This window comes from Variovorax sp. YR750 (genome assembly GCF_900109805.1).
Lineage (GTDB): Bacteria > Pseudomonadota > Gammaproteobacteria > Burkholderiales > Burkholderiaceae_C > Variovorax > Variovorax gossypii.
Window position 1 is genome coordinate 172,963 of sequence record NZ_FOBJ01000006.1, and the last position, 20,107, is coordinate 193,069.

Consider the following 20,107-nt stretch of genomic DNA (forward strand, 5'->3'; position numbering starts at 1 on the left):
GCCCTAGGGCGCGTGCACCGGCACGCGTTGCATCAGGTAGCCGAGGCAGTCCTGGCGGATGGCGCGCAGGTCGCGCGTGAACATGGCGGCGACCGCGTGCGTCGAAAGGCAGACGTCGGCTCCTTTGCGAACCAGCATGCCGGCGATCGCCTCGCCGTCGAGCCGGTAGGCGCGAAGCGGTTCCGCGTCGGGGTGCGACAGCGTGGTGGCGATCACGTGGCCGGGCTCGAGCGCGCGGAAGTTGAAGGATTCGATCTCCGGCGGCAGCTGGAGGTCGGCGGCCTGGCCGTCGCAGCTCAGCGTGAGGCCCTCGGCGACCTTGAGCATCGCGAAGGCCTGGTAGATGTCGATCGCCTTCGCGTCGTCGTGCGCGGTGCCGTCCCCGAAGTCGTCGGCGAGGCAGCGTTCGATGAGCGTCGCGGCCTGTGCCACGCCCTCGGCGTTGCCGATTTCCCCGCATTCGCAGCACACCGTCGGGCAGATCGGCGTGAACGCGGCGCCCAGCGATTGCGGCGCCTGGATGAGCACCGCGAGCGGCGAGAACATGCGCGCGAGCCGCAGATGCTCCGCGCCGGTCGAGCTCAGGCAGGAATAGAGCGGATTGCGCCCCGAGTTGTTGTGCAGGTCGATGGCCAGGAAGACCTCGCGCTCGCGCATCGCTTCCATCACCCGTGCCGCCATGCGCTGGTGCGGCGTGGCCGGCGCGGCGATCGGCCAGATGCGGTTGTAGTCCGGCTGGTCTTCCAGCCGGCGCACGCCGGCGCGTGCGGCCTCCACGTTGCCGACGAAGATCGAGAGGGCGCGAGGCAGCGGCTGGTTTCCGAACTTCGCGAGCACCGATTGCAGCGCCAGCAGGCCCGCGTCTTCGTTGCCGTGCAGCAGCACCGAGACGAACACCGGCCGGGGCCGCACACCGGGCAGGTGGATCAGCGTCGGTGCCGGCAGCACCTCGTGCAGCGTGCGCGCCGAAGCGCCCATGAACGCGGGCGGCAGGTGGTCGAGCACATGCGGCAGGTCGGACATGTCGCTCACTTGCGGTCCTCCGCCTCGGCATGGACCTGCTGGGCCTGCGTGAACTCGTCGACGCGCGGAACCATCGTGAGGCCCTTGCGCGCGGCCCAGGTCGAGACCTGGTGGTACAGCGGAATGATCGCGTAGTCCTTCTTCAGCGCGAGCGCGGTGGCGTTGCGCAACAGGGCTTCGCGCTTCGCGTCGTCGACGGTGTTGAGCGCTTCGTTCAGCAGCGCATCGAACTGCGGATTGCTGTAGCTGCTCCAGTTGGTCGCGCCCATGCCGCGCTCCTTGTCGGGCGTGGCGAGCAGGCCGCGCAGTGCGCCCGAGGGCTCGCCGCCGCCCACGCCCCAGCCGAGCAGGCCGAAGCCCAGTTCCTTCTTCGAGGCGCGCCCGACATAGGTCGCCATCGGCGAGACCTGCACCTTGGTCACGATGCCGCCGCGGGTGAGCATCTGGCCGATGGCCTGCGCGACCTGCTTGTCGTTGACGTAGCGGTCGTTCGGCCCGAACAGCGTGAGGCCGAAGCCCGCGGGATAACCTGCCTCGGCGAGCAGTTGCCGCGCGCCCTGCACGTCGACGGCATCGGGCTTGAGCTCGGGGTTGAAGCCGAACATGCCGCTCGCGGCCAGGTTGCCGGTGGGCACGCCGAGCTGGTCGAGCACGCGCTCGGCCAGCACGCCGCGGTCGATCAGCTTGGAGATCGCCTGGCGCACGCGCGCGTCCTTCAGCGGATTGCGATCGAGCGGCTTGCCGTCCTTGTCGGTGACGAAGGGCGAGGTATCGCGATGGTCGGTGTAGAGGAACATCACCCGGCTCGACACCTTGGTGAAGACGCTCAGGCTCTTGTTCTGGCGGAACTGCGAGACCAGGTTGGCCTGCACGTTCTCCACCAGGTCCACGTCGCCCGACAGCAGCGCCGACATGCGCGCCGATTCGGCCGGCAGGGCGCGCAGCGTGACGCCGGACCACGCCGGCTTCGAGCCCCAGTACCCGTCGAAGCGCGCGAACTGCACGCCGGTGCCGGGCGTGAACTTCACGAGCCTGAAGGGGCCGGTGCCGGCTTGCACCTTCGCCTGGTTGAAGTCGTCGCTGGTCGCCTTCTCGGCCGACTTGCGCGAGACGATGAAGATGCGCGTGAGGTCGTTCGGCAGCAGCGGCGCCGGCGTGGCGGTCGTCAGCTGCAGCGTGAGGCGGTCGACGACCTTCTTGCCCGTGATGGCGCGCGTGTAGGCGGCGAACGAGCTCGGGCTGTTGACGATGGTCGCGGGACGCTCGAGCGAGAACACCACGTCCTGCGCGGTGAGCGGGCTGCCGTCGTGGAACTTCACGCCGTCGCGCAGCTTGAACTCCCAGGTGGTGTCGTCGATGGCGCGCCACGAGGTTGCGAGCGCGGGTGTCAGGCGTGCGTCGGCGTCGAGCGCGACGAGGGTTTCGTAGGCGTGGCTCACCACCGCGCTGATCGCATCGTTGTTCACGAAATGCGGATCGACCGATGAAGGATTGCTGCTCAGCCCGATACGCAGTTCCTGCGCATTGGAAAGGCATGCAAGGCATGCGAGAAGCGCGCCGCACAGCAGCGCGCGCCAGTGACGCAGGGTCGGTCTCATGGGTTCTGTCTCCGTTGGAATTCCGGTTGTCGCAACGGTTCGGGATTCATAGAATCCAGCCCGCCATCGACACACATTCATGCGCTTGAATCGTTGAATCCGTGGGCGCAAATCGATGCCGGGACATTAGCAAGCGGCGGCTTTCCCGCCATGTAGATTCTTAGCTTCCATGGAACTTCTTGCATCTTCCTATTGGCGCGACAAAGAGTTGGCAGGCCTGCAGTTCACCGCCAACCGGTTCGTTCAACGAGAGATCCGGGCGCACCGGCATGGCGGCTACACGCTGTCGGTTTCCGACACCGAGTTGCATGTGAGAACCAGCACCGGCGTCACCGTGGTGCCCCCTGGTGCGCTGCTGCGCATCGGTCCGCAGGTCTGGCATTCGATCAAGGCGCGAAGCACGCCGTGGCGCGAGGACGCGATGTACTGCAGCGTGGCGGTTGCGCGCTGCGTGAACCCGGTGCCCGAGGCGGACGACGGCATGCACGGGCCCGAGCCCGAACCGGTCTCGGTGTTCGCATGCGAGCCCTGGGGGCGCGAGTTCGCGCAGTGCCACAGGCTGCTGCACGAGATCGCGGACACGGGCCGCGAGGACGCGGGCATCGCGGCGCGCGCACTGGTGCGCCGCCTGCTCGCGCAGTGGATCCCGATGCAAGCCGGCAAGACGGCCGAGTCAGGCGAGGCGGACGATCGCCTGCGCCGCTCCTACGGCCTGATCGCCAGCGGCTTCCAGCAGCGCCTGACGCTCGACGACCTCGCCGAGGCGGTCAACTGGCATCCGATCCATCTGCACCGCCGCTTCAAGGACGCATGGGGCTTCACGCCGCACGAGCTGCTGGTGGGGCACCGCATCGAATACGCGCGCGACCTCATGGCCGGCGGCGCCCGCGTGACCTATGCGGCGCACGCGGCCGGCTTCAGCGACCAGAGCCACCTGCACAAGACCTTCATGAGCACCTACGCGGTGGCGCCGAGCGAGTACCGGCGGCTGTCGGCGCTCGATGCGCTGCAACCGCCGGCGGCGAGGAACGGCATCGTCGACTGACGCCGCGCGACCCCACGCGGCCCCGCACGGGGCGCGTCCACGTCAGGCGAGCAGTACCTCCGCCGCCTTCGTGCGCTGGGAGTGGCCCGGATCGACGTTGAGGAAGCCCGACAGCGCCGGGTTGCCGGGCTGCAGCGGGTCCTGCGCCGTACCCGCATCGAGCATCGCCTGGAGTTCGACGGCCGTGGGCTGCATCGTGTCGACGATGAAGCGCACGCCGCCGCGCTGGGGATGCATCGGTGTCGGTGTCGGTGTCGGCGTCGGCGTCAGAGTTGGCTTCGGGTTCGGCGTCGGAGTTGGCTTCGGGTTCGGCGTCGGAGTGGGCGTTGCCGTCGATCTCGGTATCGGTGTCGGAGTGAACGTCAGGGTGGGGGACGGGGTGGGCACCGGCGTGGTCGTCTGCGAAGGAGTGGGCGTCGGTGTGGGCGTCGGCGTGGGTGTGGGAGCCGGCTGCTGCGGCTTCTTGTTCTTCTCGTGCATCGACCATTCCTCGGCCGCCACCCGTGCGGCGACGGCCACGCCCAGCAGCACGAGCGGCGCTGCGCCGCGGCGGATCCAGCCGTGCGAGGTCTCGGTCGGATTCGTCCTGGCCTCTCCGAGCGGGGCGTTGAAGTAGTTGGTCAGGCGCGAGTGGTAGACCATCGGTCCCATCTGCCGGTTCGAGCGGTATTCGTCGATGTAGTCCTTCTGCGTGCCGCGGAAGATGCCTATGTCGCTCGCCACCTTCATCAACTGCGGTGTCGCGAGGTCCCATTGGCCGGCGCGGATGTACATGTAGGCCTGGATGCTGTCGGAGATCGTCAGGCCGATCGTTCCGCTGGAGTCGCCCCACGACGAGAACTGCGCCAGGCGCTGCGTGAAGGTGCGCTTGACCATCGGGCCGCCGTCGGGTGCCACGCCGTCGTGCGTGACGGCCTTCGGGTTGCCCAGGCCGATGAGGGCGCGCCTGAACCACGAGTAGCCGTTGGTGGCCTTGTAGACCGGCAGCGGATTGCCGTCCTTGTCGAGCGGCGCCGTGGTGGCCTTGGGCGGCGGCGTCTCGCCGGCCTTGGGTGCCGGGGCCTCGGTCGATCCGCGCTCGCTCATGACGTGCCCGCCGCGCGCCTGCGCGATCGATGCATAGCGGTTCGCCACGCTGGCGCCGAGGCCGGTGGCGTTGCCCACCGCATAGTGCAGGCTGCCCTCGTTGCCGATCCACTGGCGCACGCCGTCGAGCGTGGTGATGTCCCAGGTCCACTGGTGGCTCGGCGCGTCGAAGAAGGGGTTCAGGTACAGCCGCGTGCCCGCCGAGTGGCTCAGCCCGAAGCTCAGCACGCGCGCGCCGAACAGCGCGCGGCCCACCGGCGAGTTCGGCGAGGTGAGCTTGCCGGGGCTCTGGTCCAGCACGGCGCGCGAGCGTTCGTCCGACGGGTTGGCGCGCAGCGTTTCCGTGGCCATCGCGATGGTCTGGCGGTCGGCCTTCGGAATGCCGCGGAATGCGCCGCGGGCGCCCGTGGTCTGGCGCGCGACGGTGTCGAACGGAATGCCCTCCAGCGTCTTGAGCGCGGCGTTGACGTCGCCGCTCTTGTTCGCCATGGTCTGCACAGCCTCGCGGTAGCGCGCGCGGTCCGCGCCCGGCACGTTGCGCAGCAGGCGCCCGCGCACGAATCCCGCATGCTGGGTGCCGCGTCCCACTTCCGGTGCAGTCATCAGCAGCGCTGCGGCCTGGGTGTCGCGGGGGTTTGCGTTGAAGGCCTTCAACGCCTGCGCGTAGTCGTTGCGAAGCGCCGGCGGTATCCGGTTCAGCCAGCCGCGCTTGCCGATCACCGGGCGAGCGCTGCGCTCGATGGCGCCCTTGTAGAGCGTGTCGAGGGCGGTTGTGCTGTCGGGGTTCCTCGACAGGATCCTCAGCGCCTTGGCATAGTCGTGGCGGCCCTCGATGCCGCGCCGCGCCGCGTGCCAGCTGTCGAGCTGGCTCTTGAGCTGGAACAGCGAGGCCTCGCGCTTGGCCGGGTCGGCGATGTTGCCGATCAGCGCGAAGGTGTCCTGGTCCTTGGGGTTGAGGTACTTCTGCAGCCGGATCTTGCCGCCCTGCTTCAGGCCCGCGATGCTGCCGCGGTAGAAGAAGGCTTCGTAGGCGTAACGAAGGAACACGGCGCGCGCACCGACGTAGCCGCCGAGCGAAGCGCCGGCGACGCCGAGCGCCGGGTTGGTCATGTGCAGGCCCAGTGCCGCGCCGCCGAAGCGCACGGCGCCATAGAACGCCGCGCCGGTGCCGACCATGTAGCCGACCGACTTGAGGAAGATCTTCCTCTTCTGCGCCGGCGTCATGACCTGATCGTTCTGCTCCATCGTCTTGTGCGGATCGACGAAGACCTCGCCGGGCTTCGGCGCATGCGCGGCCTGGCGGTTGCTGATGCTGACGGGGTGTATCGCGCCGTCGGGGCGCACGCCCACGATGCCGTCGACCTGCGCCTGGGTGAAGCGTCCGGTGGCCGCGACCTGGGCCATCTCTGTCTTCGGGCCGATCAGCCGCACCACGCCCACGAGGCCGCTGCCTTCGGCGTTCGCATGCGCGGCCGCCGCCGCGCGCGCGGTCTCGAAGCTGGAGTACACGTGCGATCGGTCGAGCAGCGAGAAGGTGGCGTCGGGCGCGCCCTGGTTGAGGCCTGCCGAGTCCTGGGCCAGCACGTAGCGCCCGCCGACGTAGTCCGGCGCACCGATGAAGGAGGGCGCCTGGCCTCGCGCCCATTGCATGAAGCGCGTGCGCAGCGGAACGTCGCGCGCGGCATGGCCGTCCGGCGAGCCGGCGCTTGCGAGGTAGTGCGTCTGCTCGACGTCCTCGGGCGTGGCCGGGGCCTTGCTCGCCTGGAGTTCGCGCATCGTGGCCGGGCCCGCGTAGGCGGGGCGCGGCTTGGTGTAGTCGCTGCCCCCTTCGAGCAGCGCGTCCATGTCGGGCTCGACCATCGCGAGGCCGGTGGATTCGCCTGCCTGGTGATTGGCCGCCGCCGTGCTCGGTGCTGCCGGCGCGGTCGCGCCTTCGCGCCATGCGGCCGAGCGCACGTTCGGAATGCCGATGGGCATCGGCTTCCCGTTCGCGCGGACGTGCACCGAGCCCATGATCTCCTCTGGTGTCGCGCGGCCGCGCTTCGTCAGCGGCGCCATGGTGCCGTCGGGATGGATGCGGTACACCCACGCGCCGCCCTTCTGCTGCGCCGCGGCGGAGGCCTCGGCGAAGGTCCCGAAGGTGTTGTTGCGCTTGGCGCGCACGCCGGTGCCGCCGTACATGGTTTCGCCCGGCGCCATCGGATGGACGGCGAAGCGCACGTTCGAACCCGCGGCGGGGTCCTCGGTGATGCGGGCCGTCACCGCGGCCTCGTCGGGCGAGGGCTGCAGCGGCCGCAGCCCCGAGCCGGGCTCGCTCGCGCGCTGGTGGAACGCGACGAGCCTGTCGCCGCGCAGCGCGATCTGCAGCCAGCTGCGCCCGTTGCCGAGCGTGGTCGGCGGCAGGGGAGCGCCGTGCGCATCCACGCCGGTGGCGGCGGGGTCCCTTGGCTGGCCGGCCGTCTTGACGGAGGGCGTGTCGGTGTCGCCGCGGCCGGTGCCGGCGGTGCGCGGCCGCTCGGGCGCGATCGGTCTTGTCGTGCGCGGGGGCTCCGGCATGGCGGATACGGCACGGGGCGCGGTGGGTTGCGCACCGGCCGGCTCGATCGACAGGCCCGGGCGAAAGCGCGCGTAGACCGGAGTGCCCTGCACCGCGATGTCGTCGTAGACGGTACGTCCGTTCTCGCGGATTCCGACGATGGGCAGCGACTGCAGCGGCTCGGCCTTGAGTGCGCCGCCGTTGTAGGAGCTGCCTTCGTTGCTCAGGGAGACGTTCCGGGTGTAGACGAAGCCCGGCGCGATCTGGTCGCGGTTGTTCATCACGATCGACTCGGTTGCCGCGTACACGTCGTGGCCGAGCAGGGTAGCCAGGCGTTGCGCCATCGGCACCGCACCGTCCCCGCTGAGGCACGACAGCATCAGCACCGGCTGGCCGTGATAGTTCTCGTGCGCGACGATGGCTCGCGCCAGTCCCTCGGCCGTGAGCGGATTGCCGTTCGCATCGGCCATCACGCCCTCGAGGCCGTGCCCGTGGACCGCGAAGTAGCCCTCGGGAATGGGGACCTCCTCGCTCGCGGGCTTGCCGTCGCTGCGTACGGCGCGCTCGCCCGGCGCGAAGATATCGAGGTCGGCCACGCGGCGGCGGAAGGCGTTGATCCCCATCTCGCTGCGGCCGGACTGCGTGTTGAGCAGGTCGACGCGCTGGCCATTGGCGCTGGTGTAGATCAGCGGCTGGCCCGGCGCATAGCCCTCGGGGTAGGCGATGCGCAGGGCGGGCCTGCCCGGATGGGCGGTGACCTGCGTGGCCTTCGCGGGGCCGCCTTGGGTGGTTTCGACCTTCACGGTGGCCATCACGGCCGAGGGTGGGACGCTGCCGTCCGGCGCGATGCTTGCCGCGTGCACGATCGCGATCTCGTCGCCCAGCGCGACGAAGCCCTCTGGCTGCACCGTCGCGAGCGCTTCGTCGAGGGTGGCGTAGTGAGCGGGCAGGACGCCGGAGAAGTCGCCGCTGTTTTCGCCCTGTGCATGGGCGCTGGCGCGCTGCGCGGCATTGGGGCTGTCCGTGCCGGCAGGCAATCCGTCGCGATGCGCGGCGAAGACGAAGCCGGTGTCGTCAACGGTGCGCGGATAGACGTAGTAGCGCACGCCCTCGGCTTCGCCGCCGGCGGCGAACACGGTGAGCAGCGAATCCGACCAGTTCGTCGGGCCGAGACGGCTGGTTGCCGGCAGCGGATAACTCGTGGGCCCGCCGAGCTCGGGGTCCTGTGCCGGCTTGTAGACGGCGAAGCTGCCCTCGTCGCCCTTGGCGGGCGATGCCGGCGTGGACTTCACGCTCACCAGGTCCTTGGTGCCTGCGTTCTGCTTCAGCCCGATGCGTTGCGCCGAGCGCACGAAGGGGGCGTTGGCGCGCGGTGCGTCTTCCGCGGTGTTCGAGCCTGGGGCCGCGCGTTTCTCCTGGGGACTGCGTGCGCCCGTCGGTGCGCGCGCGGCTCCCGGGGCATCGGCGGTATCGCCCGCTCGTCGCACCGAGGCCATGACCGGGTTGAACGAGACATCGGTCACGATGGACGGCAGCGCCGCCGGACCGGCCACGTCGGCGGGCACCGTACGCGGCGTTGTCGGCCATGCGACGCTCATGCGCGGCGGCTCGCGGAACGGCGTGAGCGCGTCGGGCTTTGTCGTTGCATCCGCCGGCCTTGCGGTGCCGGCCGTATCGGCGGCATCGACAGGCTTGGGCGACGCGGATTGCGCCGGCCGCGCGGGCACGACCGCGTCGGTGGGCGTCGTGTTCCGCGCCTCGTCGCCCACCGTGCCGGCCGGCCGGTTCACGACCGCGGGCCGCGCGGTGTTCGTGGATGGCGGCTTGATCGTGTTGTGCACGCGCACGTAGCCCTTGGCGAAGATAGGCGAGGCAAAGCCCGCGGCGTTGACGCTGAGCATCATGATCTGCTGCTCGCGCTCGGCCGGGCTCATCTGGTCCCAGTTCTTCACCAGCGAGTGCACGCCTTCCCCGGTGGCGTAGGCGCTGCCGAGGCCGAGCGGCTTGGAGGCCATCGCCGCGGGCTTGCCCCAGGCCTGGGCAGTCTTCGCGTAGCGCGCGAAGTCGGCCGCGCGTGCCTGTGCCGTCACGGCGTCGCCGGCGGCTTCGGCGGCCGTGGCCGCCTTGGCGGCCCGGCCTGCGCGCAGCGCGGCCATGGTGGCGCGCGTGGAGGCGCCCACCACCGGCACGCTCACCGTCGAGAGACCGAGGTTCAGCCAGTCCATGCGCGCCTGCTCGCTGTTCGCCGGATTGATGCTCTGGCCGTGCGCGCTGAGCTTGTTCAGGTCTTCGACCGAGGTCGCGACGCCGTAGCCGGCCGCGAGCACGGTGAACGCGCCGGCCGCCAGCATGACGCCAGGCGCCGCGAGCGTGCCGAAGGAGCCCACCGTCAGCGCCACGCCGGCCACCAGGCCGACGCCGGCGACCACCATGTCCAGGTGGGTCGTGCGCCGGAAGGTCTCCCATCCGGTCTCGGTGCGCGCGTCGCCGGCGAAGAGCTTGACGTTGCCGTTCTGGTCGAGCGAGTAGCTGGCGTCCTCGGGCGTGACGAGCTTCACGCCCTCTACCGGCAGGCTGTTGTTGGCGCGGTAGTCCGTGAGGTCCTTGTAGGTCCAGGCCTGTTCGTCGACGAGCTTGGTCTCGCCCGGCTTGTCCTTGCTCTCGACCTTGAAGATCGCCGTCTTGATGATGCCGCCGTCGTCGCTGTCGAGGGCGTAGACGACGGGCAGCACGGTCACGCGCGCGTGCTCGCCGCCGACTTCCACCACCTTGTCGACCATCTTCGAGAGCAGGTCCTTCTGCGCGTCGCCGAGGTTGCCGAAGAGGCGCTGGTTCTGCCGGATGCGCTCGCTGTCGGCCGGCGTCGCGGCGTCGAGCGAGCGGCTGGGGTTCCAGCCGAGCGCGAGGCCGATCTCGTTCTCGAGCTGCGTGCGGCTCTTCATCTCGATCGGGCCGCCGCCGTACTGCACGAACTGGTCGTTCATGATGGCCTGTGCCATCACCTGCGGGTTCTTCTCGAAAAGCCGGTAGAGCGCGCGCTTGTCCTCGCGCTGGTTGAACGGCAGGTTCTGGATGGTGAATTCCTGCTGCTGCGCGTAGGCGTTGTCGCGTGCGCCGGCGGCCTGGTAGCGCACGGCGGTGTCCGACTGGGTCTGCGCCGCCTGCAGCTTCTTCCATGTGTCGCTGCCGGTCTCGGCCAGGCCGGGGTTGGCGCTCTTCCATTTCTCGTGCGCCGACTTCGCGGCTGCGAGATCGCGCGCCGCAGTGTCGGTGTGGAACTTGTTGACCGAGCTGAGCCAGTCCTTGCGCGCGGCGTCGGCCTTGTCGCGCGCATCGTCGGCGGTCTGCTGCGGCGAGGTGGCGTAGCAAAGCTGTGCGCGGCCCGCGCGCTTGTCGGCTTCGATGCGCTGGCGTGCGTGGTTGGCCTCCTGCCAGGCGATCGCGGCATCGACCGCGAGCTGTTCGTTCTGGGCGATGGTGACGCGCGTCTTGGCGTCGTCGAGGCCGTTGCCCAGCGCGGTGCGGTCGCCGGTGCCTGCGTCGTAGTCGGCCTGTGCCTTGTCGCGTGCCTTGATCGCATCCGTGAGGTTCTGGTCCACCGTCTTCTTGCGCGGCGCGAGGTCGTCGCCGAAGTTCAGCGTGGGCGCGGGCTTGCCGTCGGGCCCGGGCGCCGGCTGTGCGCCGGGCTGCGGCGGTGCATCGGCCGCGGCCTGCGCAAGGCGTTTCTCGACGTCGGCGCGCGCACCGCGCGCCTTCGCCAGGTCGCCGTCGCCGAACTCGGAGGTCTTCCACCGCGCGGCCGTGGCGGGGTTCATCTTGTAGGTGCCGGCGCGCACCGAGAAGTCGACCATCTTGCCCTGGTCGGACTGCTGCCAGCCGAAGACCTTCGAGTCCTTCTTGATCGTGACGTTGTAGCCGCCGTTGCAGTCCGAGTGCACCTCGATGTCGTCGGGCGAGAGGCCGCGCGGCAGGCCCTCGGCGCTGACCTTGCCGTCCTCGCCGCGCTTGATGTTCCAGGTCGGGTCGTAGTTCTTCGGGTAGACGTCGCCGGTGGTCGACTTGTCGCCGTTCATGAACATCGTCAGCTGCGGCTTGGCGAAGGTCGTGCGGTCGTACTGGTAGCGAGCGGCATACCAGGCGCGTTCGGCGTCGATCAGTCCGAGCTGGGTCTCGATGTCGCGCTTGGAGAGATCGAGCGCGTCGAGCTCGTCGAGCGCCTTCTGCTGCTCGGCCCCGGTGGCCTTGCTGCCGGGCGCGGTGAGCGTCGTCACCTCCGCGGCCTTCTTGTCGTAGGCCTCCTTCGCCGCGGGCAGCTGCGTCTCGCGCATCTTCTTCTCGTCGTCGGCCGAGAGCTTCGGCTTCGCGCCGTCGGCCAGGCGCTGGGCCTCGCGTGCCGCCACGCGCAGGTCATCCAGCTTGCCGCCGTCCACGGTCTTGCCCGCGGCCTGGTCGCGCTCGGCCGCGCGCAGGTCCTGCATGGCCTTCAGCGCCTTGGCGTCGGCCTGCGCGGCGCGCTGCTGCTCGAGCGCCCGGCCCAGGTCCTGCGGCTTGGCGTTGGCGACGGCGTTGTTGGCGTCGGTCAGCCCCTGGTTGATCTTGTCCGCGCGATCGAGATAGCCGGCCTCGTCGAGCTTGGCGCGGCTGCCGTCGGCGCCGCCGAAGAGGTCGTCCTTGACGGCGTTCAGCGTGGTCGTGGTCTGGTCGCCGCGGGCCTTGGCGGCATCCTGCTTTTCGTTCGCGGCGTAGAGCGCTGCGGTCAGCGGATCGAGCTCGGTCTTCTTGTCGCCGTCGACGTAGAAGTACTTGCCGTCGATGTTCTTGACCTTCTTGCCTTCCTCGCTGCCGGGCTTGGCCCAGAACGCGGGGTCGTAGCCGTCGGGATCGATGTTCCGCGTCGTGGTCTTGTCGCCGTCGTGCTCGGTCACGGTGACGCGGGCGGGGCGCTGCAGCGATGCCGCGCTCCATGCGCTCTCGGCGTCGGTCTTGGCGTTCTCGGCGTCGCTGGCCCCGAGCTTGGCGTCGAGGTCGTCGCTCAGCGCGTGCATGTAGCGCTGGCCCTGCTGCGCATCGCGCAGGGCGGCGTCGGCCTTCTGGATCTCCTTGGCATCGCCGCCGGCCACCGCCTGGTCGTACTTGAAGCTCAGCTCCCTGACCTCGGCGTCGGCGACGCGTGCGTTGTAGTCGGCATCGACCGTGCCGAGGGTGTTCGTCTTTGGGTTCTGCGGGTCCGACGGATCGGTGGTGCCGAAGGCTTTCTCGGCGCTCTGGAGTTCGGACTTGGCGCGGTTGGCCACGGCCCGCAGGCGCTCGGCTTCGGCCTTCGCGTTCTGCTGCGCGGTGATGATCGTGTCGTTGCCGCCGCCGCCGGTGCCGAAGCTGGCGGCGTATTTCTCGGCCTTGGTCGCGGCGGCGTCGGCGTCCTGTGCGCGGCTGCGCGCGTCGGCCACGTGCGCCTTGCCGGCCTGGCCGGCGTCGTATTGCTCGCCGCGCAGCTGCCGCACCTCGGGCGAGTCCGCGCGCACGCCGTCGCGCGCCTTGTCGATGTACTCGCCGATGCTCTTCGGGTCGAACACGCCGCCCTTGTCGAGCGCGTCCTGGGCGTCGGCCGCCACCTTGTCGATCGCGTCGTTCGGGTCCTTGCCTTCGGCGATCGCCTTGAGGCTGGCCTTGCGCATGTCCTGCTCGGCGGCCTGCAGCCAGTCCGTCATGGCGGTGTCGACCGCGGCCTTCTGTTCCTTGGTGCCGTCGCCGCCGTTCGCCTGCGCCTTGAACACCGGCTTGGCGGCGGTCTGGGCCTTCTCGAGCAGGTCCTGCGTGCCCGGGCTGGTCGCGGGGGCCTGGCCCTTGGGCTGGTTGGCCGGCGGCTCGAAGATGGCGTTCATCTTCTGCGCCGCGTCGACCTCGCCCTGCGCGGCGCGCGTGGCTTCCGACGGATTGTTGTCCGCACGGCGCTGCTGGATGTCGTCGAGCTTGGCATCGGCGAGCGTGGACTGCTTCTGCTTGAGGTTGCTCGCCGCTTCCTGCTTGAGCGCATCGCGCTCGGCCGCGTCGCTGGCACTGCGAGCCTTGGTGGCTTCCTGCTGGTCGGCCTCGGCCTTGCTTTTCTCGGCCTTGGCCTCGGCGGCTTCCGCGGCCTTGCGCGCTTCCTCCGCCTTGCGGCGTGCCGCTTCGGCTTGCTTGCGCGCTTCCTCGGCCTGCCGACGTGCCTCCTCGGCCGCGCGCTTCGCCGCGGCTTCCGCCTGGCGCCGCAGTTCTTCGGCAGCCCTGGCGGCCGCCAATGCCTCCATCGCTGCCTGTGCGGCGGATTGCGTTCCCGACCCATCGCTGCTGACTGCTAGAACCATAAGACCCCGGATGAAGTTGCAGATTGAAAGAAGGGCGCGCGGAACTGCCCGGCCGGCTCCGATGCCGCGCGAACTCTAAGTGGCATACCCGCGCGCGGGCAACAACGAGTTCTCGTAGACGGGCGCGCGCCAATGCGTGGATTCGAGGGGCTGCGCGATGCGCGCGGCAGCCGAAGAGTCATGCGCCGTCGCGAGCTCATCGATACGACAGCACGAGCCCGTGCACCAGTCGCGTCCAGCCGTCGAGCATCACGAACAGGAGCAGCTTGAAGGGCAGGGAGATGGTGGTGGGCGAGATCATCGACATGCCCAGTGCCAGCAGCACCGTGGCGACGATCAGGTCGACCACCACGAACACCAGGTAGATGATGAAGCCGATCTGGAACGCTCGCGTGAGCTCGCTGAGCGTGAAGCTCGGCACCAGCACCATGAAGTCGTCGTCCTTCAGTTGCTCGGCGCGTGCCTTCGGCCAGATGTTGGCGGCCGACTTCAGGAAGAACTGCCGCTCGCGCTCGTGCGTGTGCTTCTGCAGGAACTCCTTGACCGGTGCCTTGGCCGCGTCGATGACGGCCATGATGTCGCTCAACCCTTCGCCCTTGGCGCCGAAGCTGCGGCTGCGCAGCGTGTCGCCGATGTCCATGCCCACCGGCGCCATGATGTAGACCGACAGGATGATCGCGATGCCGTTGAGCACCATGTTGGGCGGCGTCTGCTGCAGGCCCAGCGCGGTGCGCAGGAGGCCGAACACGATGACCAGCTTGGTGTAGCTCGTCACCATCAGCGCCACGAACGGCGCGATGCCGAAGGCGACGATGAGCGCGACCAGCGTGAGGGGTTCGGGAAGTCCGCCTTGCATGGGTATGGATCGCTTGAGGGGCAGCCTCTCAGACTTCGCCCGGCGCGAATTCCGACACGCGCACGCCCAGGCGGTCGCCCACCGCGACCAGATAGCCCTTGCCCAGCACGTTGCCGTGCGCAAGGATGCGCACCGGGCTGCGGTTGAGCGGCTGGCCCAGGTCGAAGACGTGGCCTGCGCGGATGCTCCTGAGTTCGCCCAGCGACACGGAGAGGTCGCCGACCTCGAAGCGCAGCGTGACCTCCAGCGCGTCGAGCCGGTCGATCGGCAGGTTGGCGTTGTCCGCGGCGTCGGTCGCGAGGGCGGGTGTGTCTGGCTTCATGGCACTGTCTCTCGATTGCTGAACGGTGATGCGCGAGCCTTCGGCAAAGGCGGAAAGATGCCGCCCCGCGGGGCCTCCGAGTTCCGCCGTGACCACGATGGCGGCTCCCGAGGAACTCCATTGCTCGATGCCGACGATGTCGCCGGGCCGGATGCTGCCTACCTCGCCCAGGCGGATCGGCGTGCTGCCGAGGCGAAAGCTCACGGGCAGGCGCAGCGCGTCGAAGGCACTGGCGGCGTGGGCGTTGTGGCGCTGGCCGGAGCCCGCGGGCACCAGCGCGTCGAGCGTGGATGAATCCTCGAACTGCACGAAGCCGCGCAGCACGGCGCTGCCTTCCAGCGGCATGGCGACGAAGAAGGCCGCGCGCTCAGGATCGCAGTGGAGCGGCACCGCCTGCGGGCTGCGCTCATGGGCTTCGCGCGCTTCCGCTTCGGAAGGCTGCCATTCGAAATGAAGCCGCAGCGCCTTCTCGAGCGCATCGATCAACGGATGCAGCGCATCGGCAAGCAGGATGTAGCGAAGGTCTCGCGGCAGCAGGTCGATGCGGCGCTCGCCCAGCAGCGCCTGGAGACTGGGCGCATCCAACGAGAGATGGCCGACATGTGCGCCGAGCCTGAAGCGGAAGCTCTCGCGCGCGGTGCGCCCGAAGGCCGGGTCGTGGTGCCAGCGGATGCGGTAGCGCGCGCCGCGCGCGGCCGCCATGTCGGGCAGCGGCGCGGCGCCGTAGAGGCGATTGAGCGCGCGCACATTGGCTGCATCGGCACGCGGCAATGCGCGGGCCTCGCCGAGCTCCGTCACTGCGTCGGCGCCTGCGTCAGGCATGCGTGCTTTCGGTCGGTATGCGGATGCTGGCGGCTGTGCTTCTTGTCACCTTCTTCATGCCTCGGAGCAATGCGAGACGGCTCGCATCGGGACCGGCAGCTTAGCCAGACGCATTGCGCGAAGGTAGTCCGCAAACACGTAGTGCCGCGCGCGCCACACGCGGCGAGCGTTTACGAAAACTCGTGGTTGCCGTGAATGGATGGCGGCGCATAGAGTCCGTCGCGACGCGAATCCCCGCGATCGACAACGAAGCGATGCAATGCAATCGGCATAGCGCGGCACTTCGGAACACCCGCAAGAAGAAAAGACACCATGGCGAGTTCTCCGCGATCCTTCCCTGCCTACCGCGGCGGCGTGCGCGACCTGCTGGGCAATGCGGGCCGCTACAACGACCTGCTGCTCGCGGGCCTGCTGGTGGTGATCGTCGCGCTGTTCGTGCTGCCGCTGCCCACGCCGTTGCTCGACCTGCTGATCGCGAGCAATCTCGCCATCAGCCTGGTGCTGCTGATCGTGGCGATGTACGTGCCTTCGGCGCTTTCGCTTTCGACCTTTCCGTCGCTGCTGCTGTTCACCACGCTGTTTCGCCTCGCGCTGAACATCGCGTCGACCAAGCTGATCCTGCTGCATGCGCACGCGGGCCACATCATCGACACCTTCGGCAAGCTGATCGTCGGCAACAACGTGGTGGTCGGCGGCGTGGTGTTCCTGATCATCGCGATCGTGCAGTTCATCGTGATCGCGAAAGGCTCCGAGCGGGTGGCCGAGGTGGCAGCGCGGTTCGCGCTGGATGCGATGCCGGGCAAGCAGATGAGCATCGACGCCGACGTGCGCGCCGGCGTGCTGTCGTCCGCGCAGGCGCAGAAGCGCCGCCAGATGCTGGAGCAGGAATGCCAGCTGCACGGGGCCATGGACGGCGCGATGAAGTTCGTCAAGGGCGACGCGATCGCGAGCATCGTGATCGCGCTGGTCAACATCCTCGCGGGCATCGCGATCGGCACGATGATGCACGAGATGAGCCTGGGCGGCGCGCTGCAGCGCTACGCGATCCTCACGGTGGGCGACGGCATGGTCTCGCAGATCCCGTCGCTGCTGGTGTCGATCGCGGCAGGCATCGTCATCACGCGCGTGAGCACCGGCGAGCGCCGCGACACGCAGCTCGCGAACCAGATCGGGCAGCAGCTGATGGCGCACCCGCGCGCGCTGATCATCGCGGGCCTCGCGGTCGCGAGCTTCCTGGTCGTGCCGGGTTTTCCGAAGTGGGTGTTCGGCCTGCTGGCAGCGGTGCTGCTGGGTCTGGGTTTCGCCGTGCGCATGCGGCGCCAGAAGAACCAGACGCCGGGCTGGATCTCGCACCGCGAGGGCGCCGACCAGGAGGACACCGACGGCGACCATGCGATCGCAGCGCCGCTGGCGGTGCGGCTGTCGAGCGGCCTGCGCGGCGGCATCGACCGCCATGCGCTCGATCTTCAACTCGCCAGGGTCAAGACTTCGGTCGAGTCCGATCTCGGCCCCGTGTTCCCGCGTTTGCAGCTCGCGTACGCGGACGGCCTTGCCGAGCATGGCTACCAGGTTCTGGTGCACGACGTCGCCGTGACCGAGGGCACGCTCCGGCCCGGGTGGCTGATGCTCGATCCGGCCGAGGCGGCCGCACCGCCGGCCGGTGCCGAGGTGGCCGAGCCTTTCGGTCCCTTCGCGCGGGTGGTCTGGGTGCCGGGCGAGGCTGCAGGCTTCAAGGCCTGGGACAACGAGGAGGTGGTGGGCATGCATCTGGACAACGCGGTGCGCGGCAACGTTCGCGAGCTCATCGGCCTGCAGGAGGTGCAGCGCCTGCTGCATTCGGTGCAGCGCGATGCGCCCGAGCTCGCGGCAGAAGTGTCGCGCGTGGCCTCGAGCCAGCGCATCGCCGAGGTGCTGCGCCGGCTGCTGCAGGAAGGCATCCCGATCCGCAACCTGCATGCGATCTTCGAATGCCTCGCGACCTGGGCGCCGAAGGAGCAGGACGCCATCGCGCTGACCGAGCTGGTGCGCATCGATCTCGGGCGCTACATCACCAGCCGCTACGTGGGGCCTAACCGGCAGCTCGAGGCCATCCTGTTCGAGTCGAGCCTGCTGGAGCGCGTGCAGAACGCGATCGAGCGCTCGCCCCGCGGCAACCTGCTGCTGCTGAGCCCGGCGGTCACGCAGGACATCCGCGAACAGGTGCGCCGCATCCTCGGGTCGGCCGCGACCCGCGTGGTGGCCATCGCCTCATCGGACGTGCGCCGCTACATCAAGACGCTGATCGAGCCGGTGGCACCGCTGCTGCCGGTGCTCTCCTACCAGGAAGTCGACGAAGACGTGGCCCTGCAGCCGGTGGGCTGGGTCACCAATCCGCAAGCCCACTGATGAACTCTTCACAGCCTTCGAAGGCGCACCGCAAGAACAACGCAATGACTCCGCAGAACATCCTGGACATCACGCGCGAGGGCCTGCTCCTCGTGCTGTGGATCTCGCTGCCGGTGGTGGCTGTGGCGACGCTCACGGCCCTCGTGGTGGCGGTGCTGCAGGCCGTGACGCAGGTGCAGGACCAGAGCATCGGCCAGTCCATCCGGATGATCGCGGTGATGGTCGCGATCATCGCCACCGCGGGCTGGATGGGGCGCGACGTGATGCGCTTCGCCGAGCGCGCGATCCAGGCATTGAGTTCGCTGCCGTGAGGAACTTCTTCGACATGCCCGCACCGCGCCTGAAAACCTTCGGCCTGCGCAGCCTCGTGCTGTGGGGCTGCGCCGCCCTCGCGCTGCTGGCCGTGCAGCCGCCGGCGCGCGCGGCCGAGCTGCGCTGGAGCAACCGGCCGTTCCAGATCGTCGCCAACGAGAAGCCGCTGGCCGACTTCCTGCGCGAGCTGGCGTCTTCGCAGAACGTCACGGCGGTGATCGACACCAAGGTGGCCGGCGTCATCAGCGGCAAGTTCGCCGGCTCCGCGCTGGCCACGCTCAACAGCGTGTGCGCGGTCAACGGGCTGACCTGGTACTTCGACGGCGCCTTCCTGTTCATCGACCTGGCCGCCGACGCGAAGAGCGAGGTGCTGCCCATCGCGGCCGAGAACGCAGGGCGCATCGCCGAGACGCTGGTGCGCCTGCACATCTCCGACGAGCGCTATCCGCTGAGCATCAGCGAGCGCGACGCCAGCGTGTACGTGACCGGGCCGCGCCGCTACGTCGAGATGGTGCGCCAGGCGGTGAAGCTGGCCGACCAGAAGAGCGCGATGGCCGAGGGCGCCGAGATCAGGCTGTTTCCGCTCAAGTACGCGTGGGCGTCGGATTTCCGGATCAACCGCTCCGGCAAGGAGACCGTCATTCCCGGCGTGGCCAACGTGCTGCGCAGCCTCTATGGCCGCGCCAGCGGGAATGCCCCGTCGGGCGGCGGCGGCGCGCGGGGCATGAGCGGCGGCATGTCGCTGGGGCCGAACCGGCAGATCAAGCTGCGCAGCGGGGAGACCATCAACGCGCCCAAGGTCGAGATCGCCGGGGGCGGCGGCGGCGATGCCATCGCACCGGGCGGCGTCCAGGGCATCGCGGGCGGCGAGCTGCCCCAGTTCCAGGCCGACACGCGCATGAACGCGGTGCTGGTGCGGGACATGCCCGACAAGATGGCGCAGTACGCGAAGCTGATCGAGTCGATGGACGTGCGCCCGCGGCTGGTCGAGATCGAAGTGACCATCATGGACATCAGCTCCGACACGCTCAACAGCCTGGGCATCGACTGGCGCCTGCATGGTCGGCATGCCGACTTCCAGACGGGCCGCGGCGACCGCGGGCAACTGACCTGGGGCGGCACGGGCAGCGAGGCCGGGCAGATCGGAAGCTCCGACGGTTCGGGCAATCCGCTCACGCCGCTGGGCGGCATGTTCACCGCCGCCATCGGCAACAGCGCGCGCAACTACCTGCTGGCCCGCGTGACCGCGCTGGCCACCAACGGCAACGCGAACTTCGTGGCGCGTCCCAAGGTGATGACGCTGGACAACACCGAAGCCGTGCTGGAGAACCTCAGCGAGTTCTACGTGCGGGTGGACGGTTTCCAGGACGCGGGCCTGTTCAGCATCACGGCCGGCACCGCCGTGCGGGTGACGCCGCTGGTCATCGACGAGAAGGCCTCCCGCGGCGTGATGATGTCCATCGACATCGTCGACGGCGACCTCAGCCCGATGTCGGTCGACAAGATCCCGATCGTGCGGCGCCGCACCGTCAACACGCAGGCGCTGGTGGAGGAGGGCGCGAGCCTGCTGATCGCGGGCTACTCGTCGGAAGAGAAGAGCAATGCCGTCACGGGCGTGCCGCTGCTCAAGGACATTCCGGGCGTCGGCGGACTCTTCCGCTCGACCGAGAAGAAGCAGTCGAACATGGAGCGCTTCTACCTGCTGACGCCGCGCCTGGTGCTGCCCGGCGCCACGGCGAACGTGCCGACGCTGCCATTGCCGGAAGTGGGAGGCTGAA

8 protein-coding genes and 1 pseudogene are annotated in these 20,107 nt (G+C 69.3%); 4 read left to right on the forward strand and 5 right to left on the reverse strand.

Annotated elements, in window-relative coordinates; all coding sequences use genetic code 11:
- Positions 1-3: 3 nt before the first annotated feature.
- Positions 4-1,032: a M14 family metallopeptidase gene (locus BMY35_RS14535; protein WP_093200027.1), complete on the reverse strand. Its 1,029-nt coding sequence runs from the start codon at positions 1,030-1,032 to the stop codon at positions 4-6.
- Positions 1,029-2,621: an ABC transporter substrate-binding protein gene (locus BMY35_RS14540; protein ID WP_093200031.1), complete on the reverse strand. Its 1,593-nt coding sequence runs from the start codon at positions 2,619-2,621 to the stop codon at positions 1,029-1,031. Before BMY35_RS14540 ends, BMY35_RS14535 begins: the two co-directional genes overlap by 4 nt.
- 169 nt (positions 2,622-2,790) lie before the next feature.
- On the opposite strand from BMY35_RS14540, the gene BMY35_RS14545 reads away from it, so the two are divergent.
- Entirely contained in the window at positions 2,791-3,666 is an 876-nt protein-coding gene (locus BMY35_RS14545) for a helix-turn-helix domain-containing protein (protein WP_093200033.1), read from the forward strand.
- A gap of 42 nt (positions 3,667-3,708) precedes the next feature.
- On the opposite strand, the gene BMY35_RS14550 is transcribed toward BMY35_RS14545, so the two are convergent.
- From BMY35_RS14550 to sctQ, 3 genes are all read right to left on the reverse strand, one after another.
- Entirely contained in the window at positions 3,709-13,575 is a 9,867-nt protein-coding gene (locus tag BMY35_RS14550) for a DUF4781 domain-containing protein (RefSeq protein ID WP_177213643.1), read from the reverse strand.
- 253 nt (positions 13,576-13,828) lie between these two features.
- Positions 13,829-14,488, reverse strand: a complete 660-nt coding sequence (sctR, locus tag BMY35_RS14555; RefSeq protein WP_093200038.1) for a type III secretion system export apparatus subunit SctR — start codon at positions 14,486-14,488, stop codon at positions 13,829-13,831.
- A 28-nt stretch (positions 14,489-14,516) separates the two neighbouring features.
- Complete coding sequence (sctQ, locus tag BMY35_RS14560; protein WP_093200040.1) at positions 14,517-15,632, reverse strand: type III secretion system cytoplasmic ring protein SctQ; 1,116 nt, start codon at positions 15,630-15,632, stop codon at positions 14,517-14,519.
- A gap of 312 nt (positions 15,633-15,944) precedes the next feature.
- Here sctQ and sctV point away from each other — a divergent pair, with 312 nt between their 5' ends.
- The 3 genes and pseudogenes from sctV (at position 15,945) to sctC (ending at position 20,106) form a co-directional block, all read left to right on the forward strand.
- The gene (gene sctV, locus BMY35_RS14565; RefSeq protein ID WP_093200041.1) at positions 15,945-18,017 is read left to right on the forward strand and encodes a type III secretion system export apparatus subunit SctV; all 2,073 of its coding nucleotides are present in this window, start codon (positions 15,945-15,947) and stop codon (positions 18,015-18,017) included.
- Positions 18,018-18,061: 44 nt separating this feature from the next.
- A pseudogene (locus BMY35_RS39110) lies at positions 18,062-18,232 on the forward strand (EscS/YscS/HrcS family type III secretion system export apparatus protein); the annotation flags it as partial.
- A 110-nt stretch (positions 18,233-18,342) separates the two neighbouring features.
- Positions 18,343-20,106 carry a type III secretion system outer membrane ring subunit SctC gene (gene sctC, locus BMY35_RS14575; RefSeq protein WP_093200457.1) on the forward strand — a complete coding sequence of 588 codons (1,764 nt, stop codon included), beginning with the start codon at positions 18,343-18,345 and terminating at the stop codon, positions 20,104-20,106.
- The last annotated feature ends 1 nt before the right edge of the window (position 20,107 follow it).

What these genes read in the sequence shown, in the direction of transcription:
- BMY35_RS14540 (WP_093200031.1), bottom strand. Translation starts at nt 2,621, where the DNA reads ATGAGACCGACCCTGCGTCACTGGCGCGCGCTGCTGTGCGGCGCGCTT.
- BMY35_RS14545 (WP_093200033.1), top strand. Translation starts at nt 2,791, where the DNA reads ATGGAACTTCTTGCATCTTCCTATTGGCGCGACAAAGAGTTGGCAGGC.
- BMY35_RS14550 (WP_177213643.1), bottom strand. Translation starts at nt 13,575, where the DNA reads ATGGAGGCATTGGCGGCCGCCAGGGCTGCCGAAGAACTGCGGCGCCAG.
- sctR (WP_093200038.1), bottom strand. Translation starts at nt 14,488, where the DNA reads ATGCAAGGCGGACTTCCCGAACCCCTCACGCTGGTCGCGCTCATCGTC.
- sctQ (WP_093200040.1), bottom strand. Translation starts at nt 15,632, where the DNA reads ATGCCTGACGCAGGCGCCGACGCAGTGACGGAGCTCGGCGAGGCCCGC.
- sctV (WP_093200041.1), top strand. Translation starts at nt 15,945, where the DNA reads ATGGCGAGTTCTCCGCGATCCTTCCCTGCCTACCGCGGCGGCGTGCGC.
- sctC (WP_093200457.1), top strand. Translation starts at nt 18,343, where the DNA reads ATGCCCGCACCGCGCCTGAAAACCTTCGGCCTGCGCAGCCTCGTGCTG.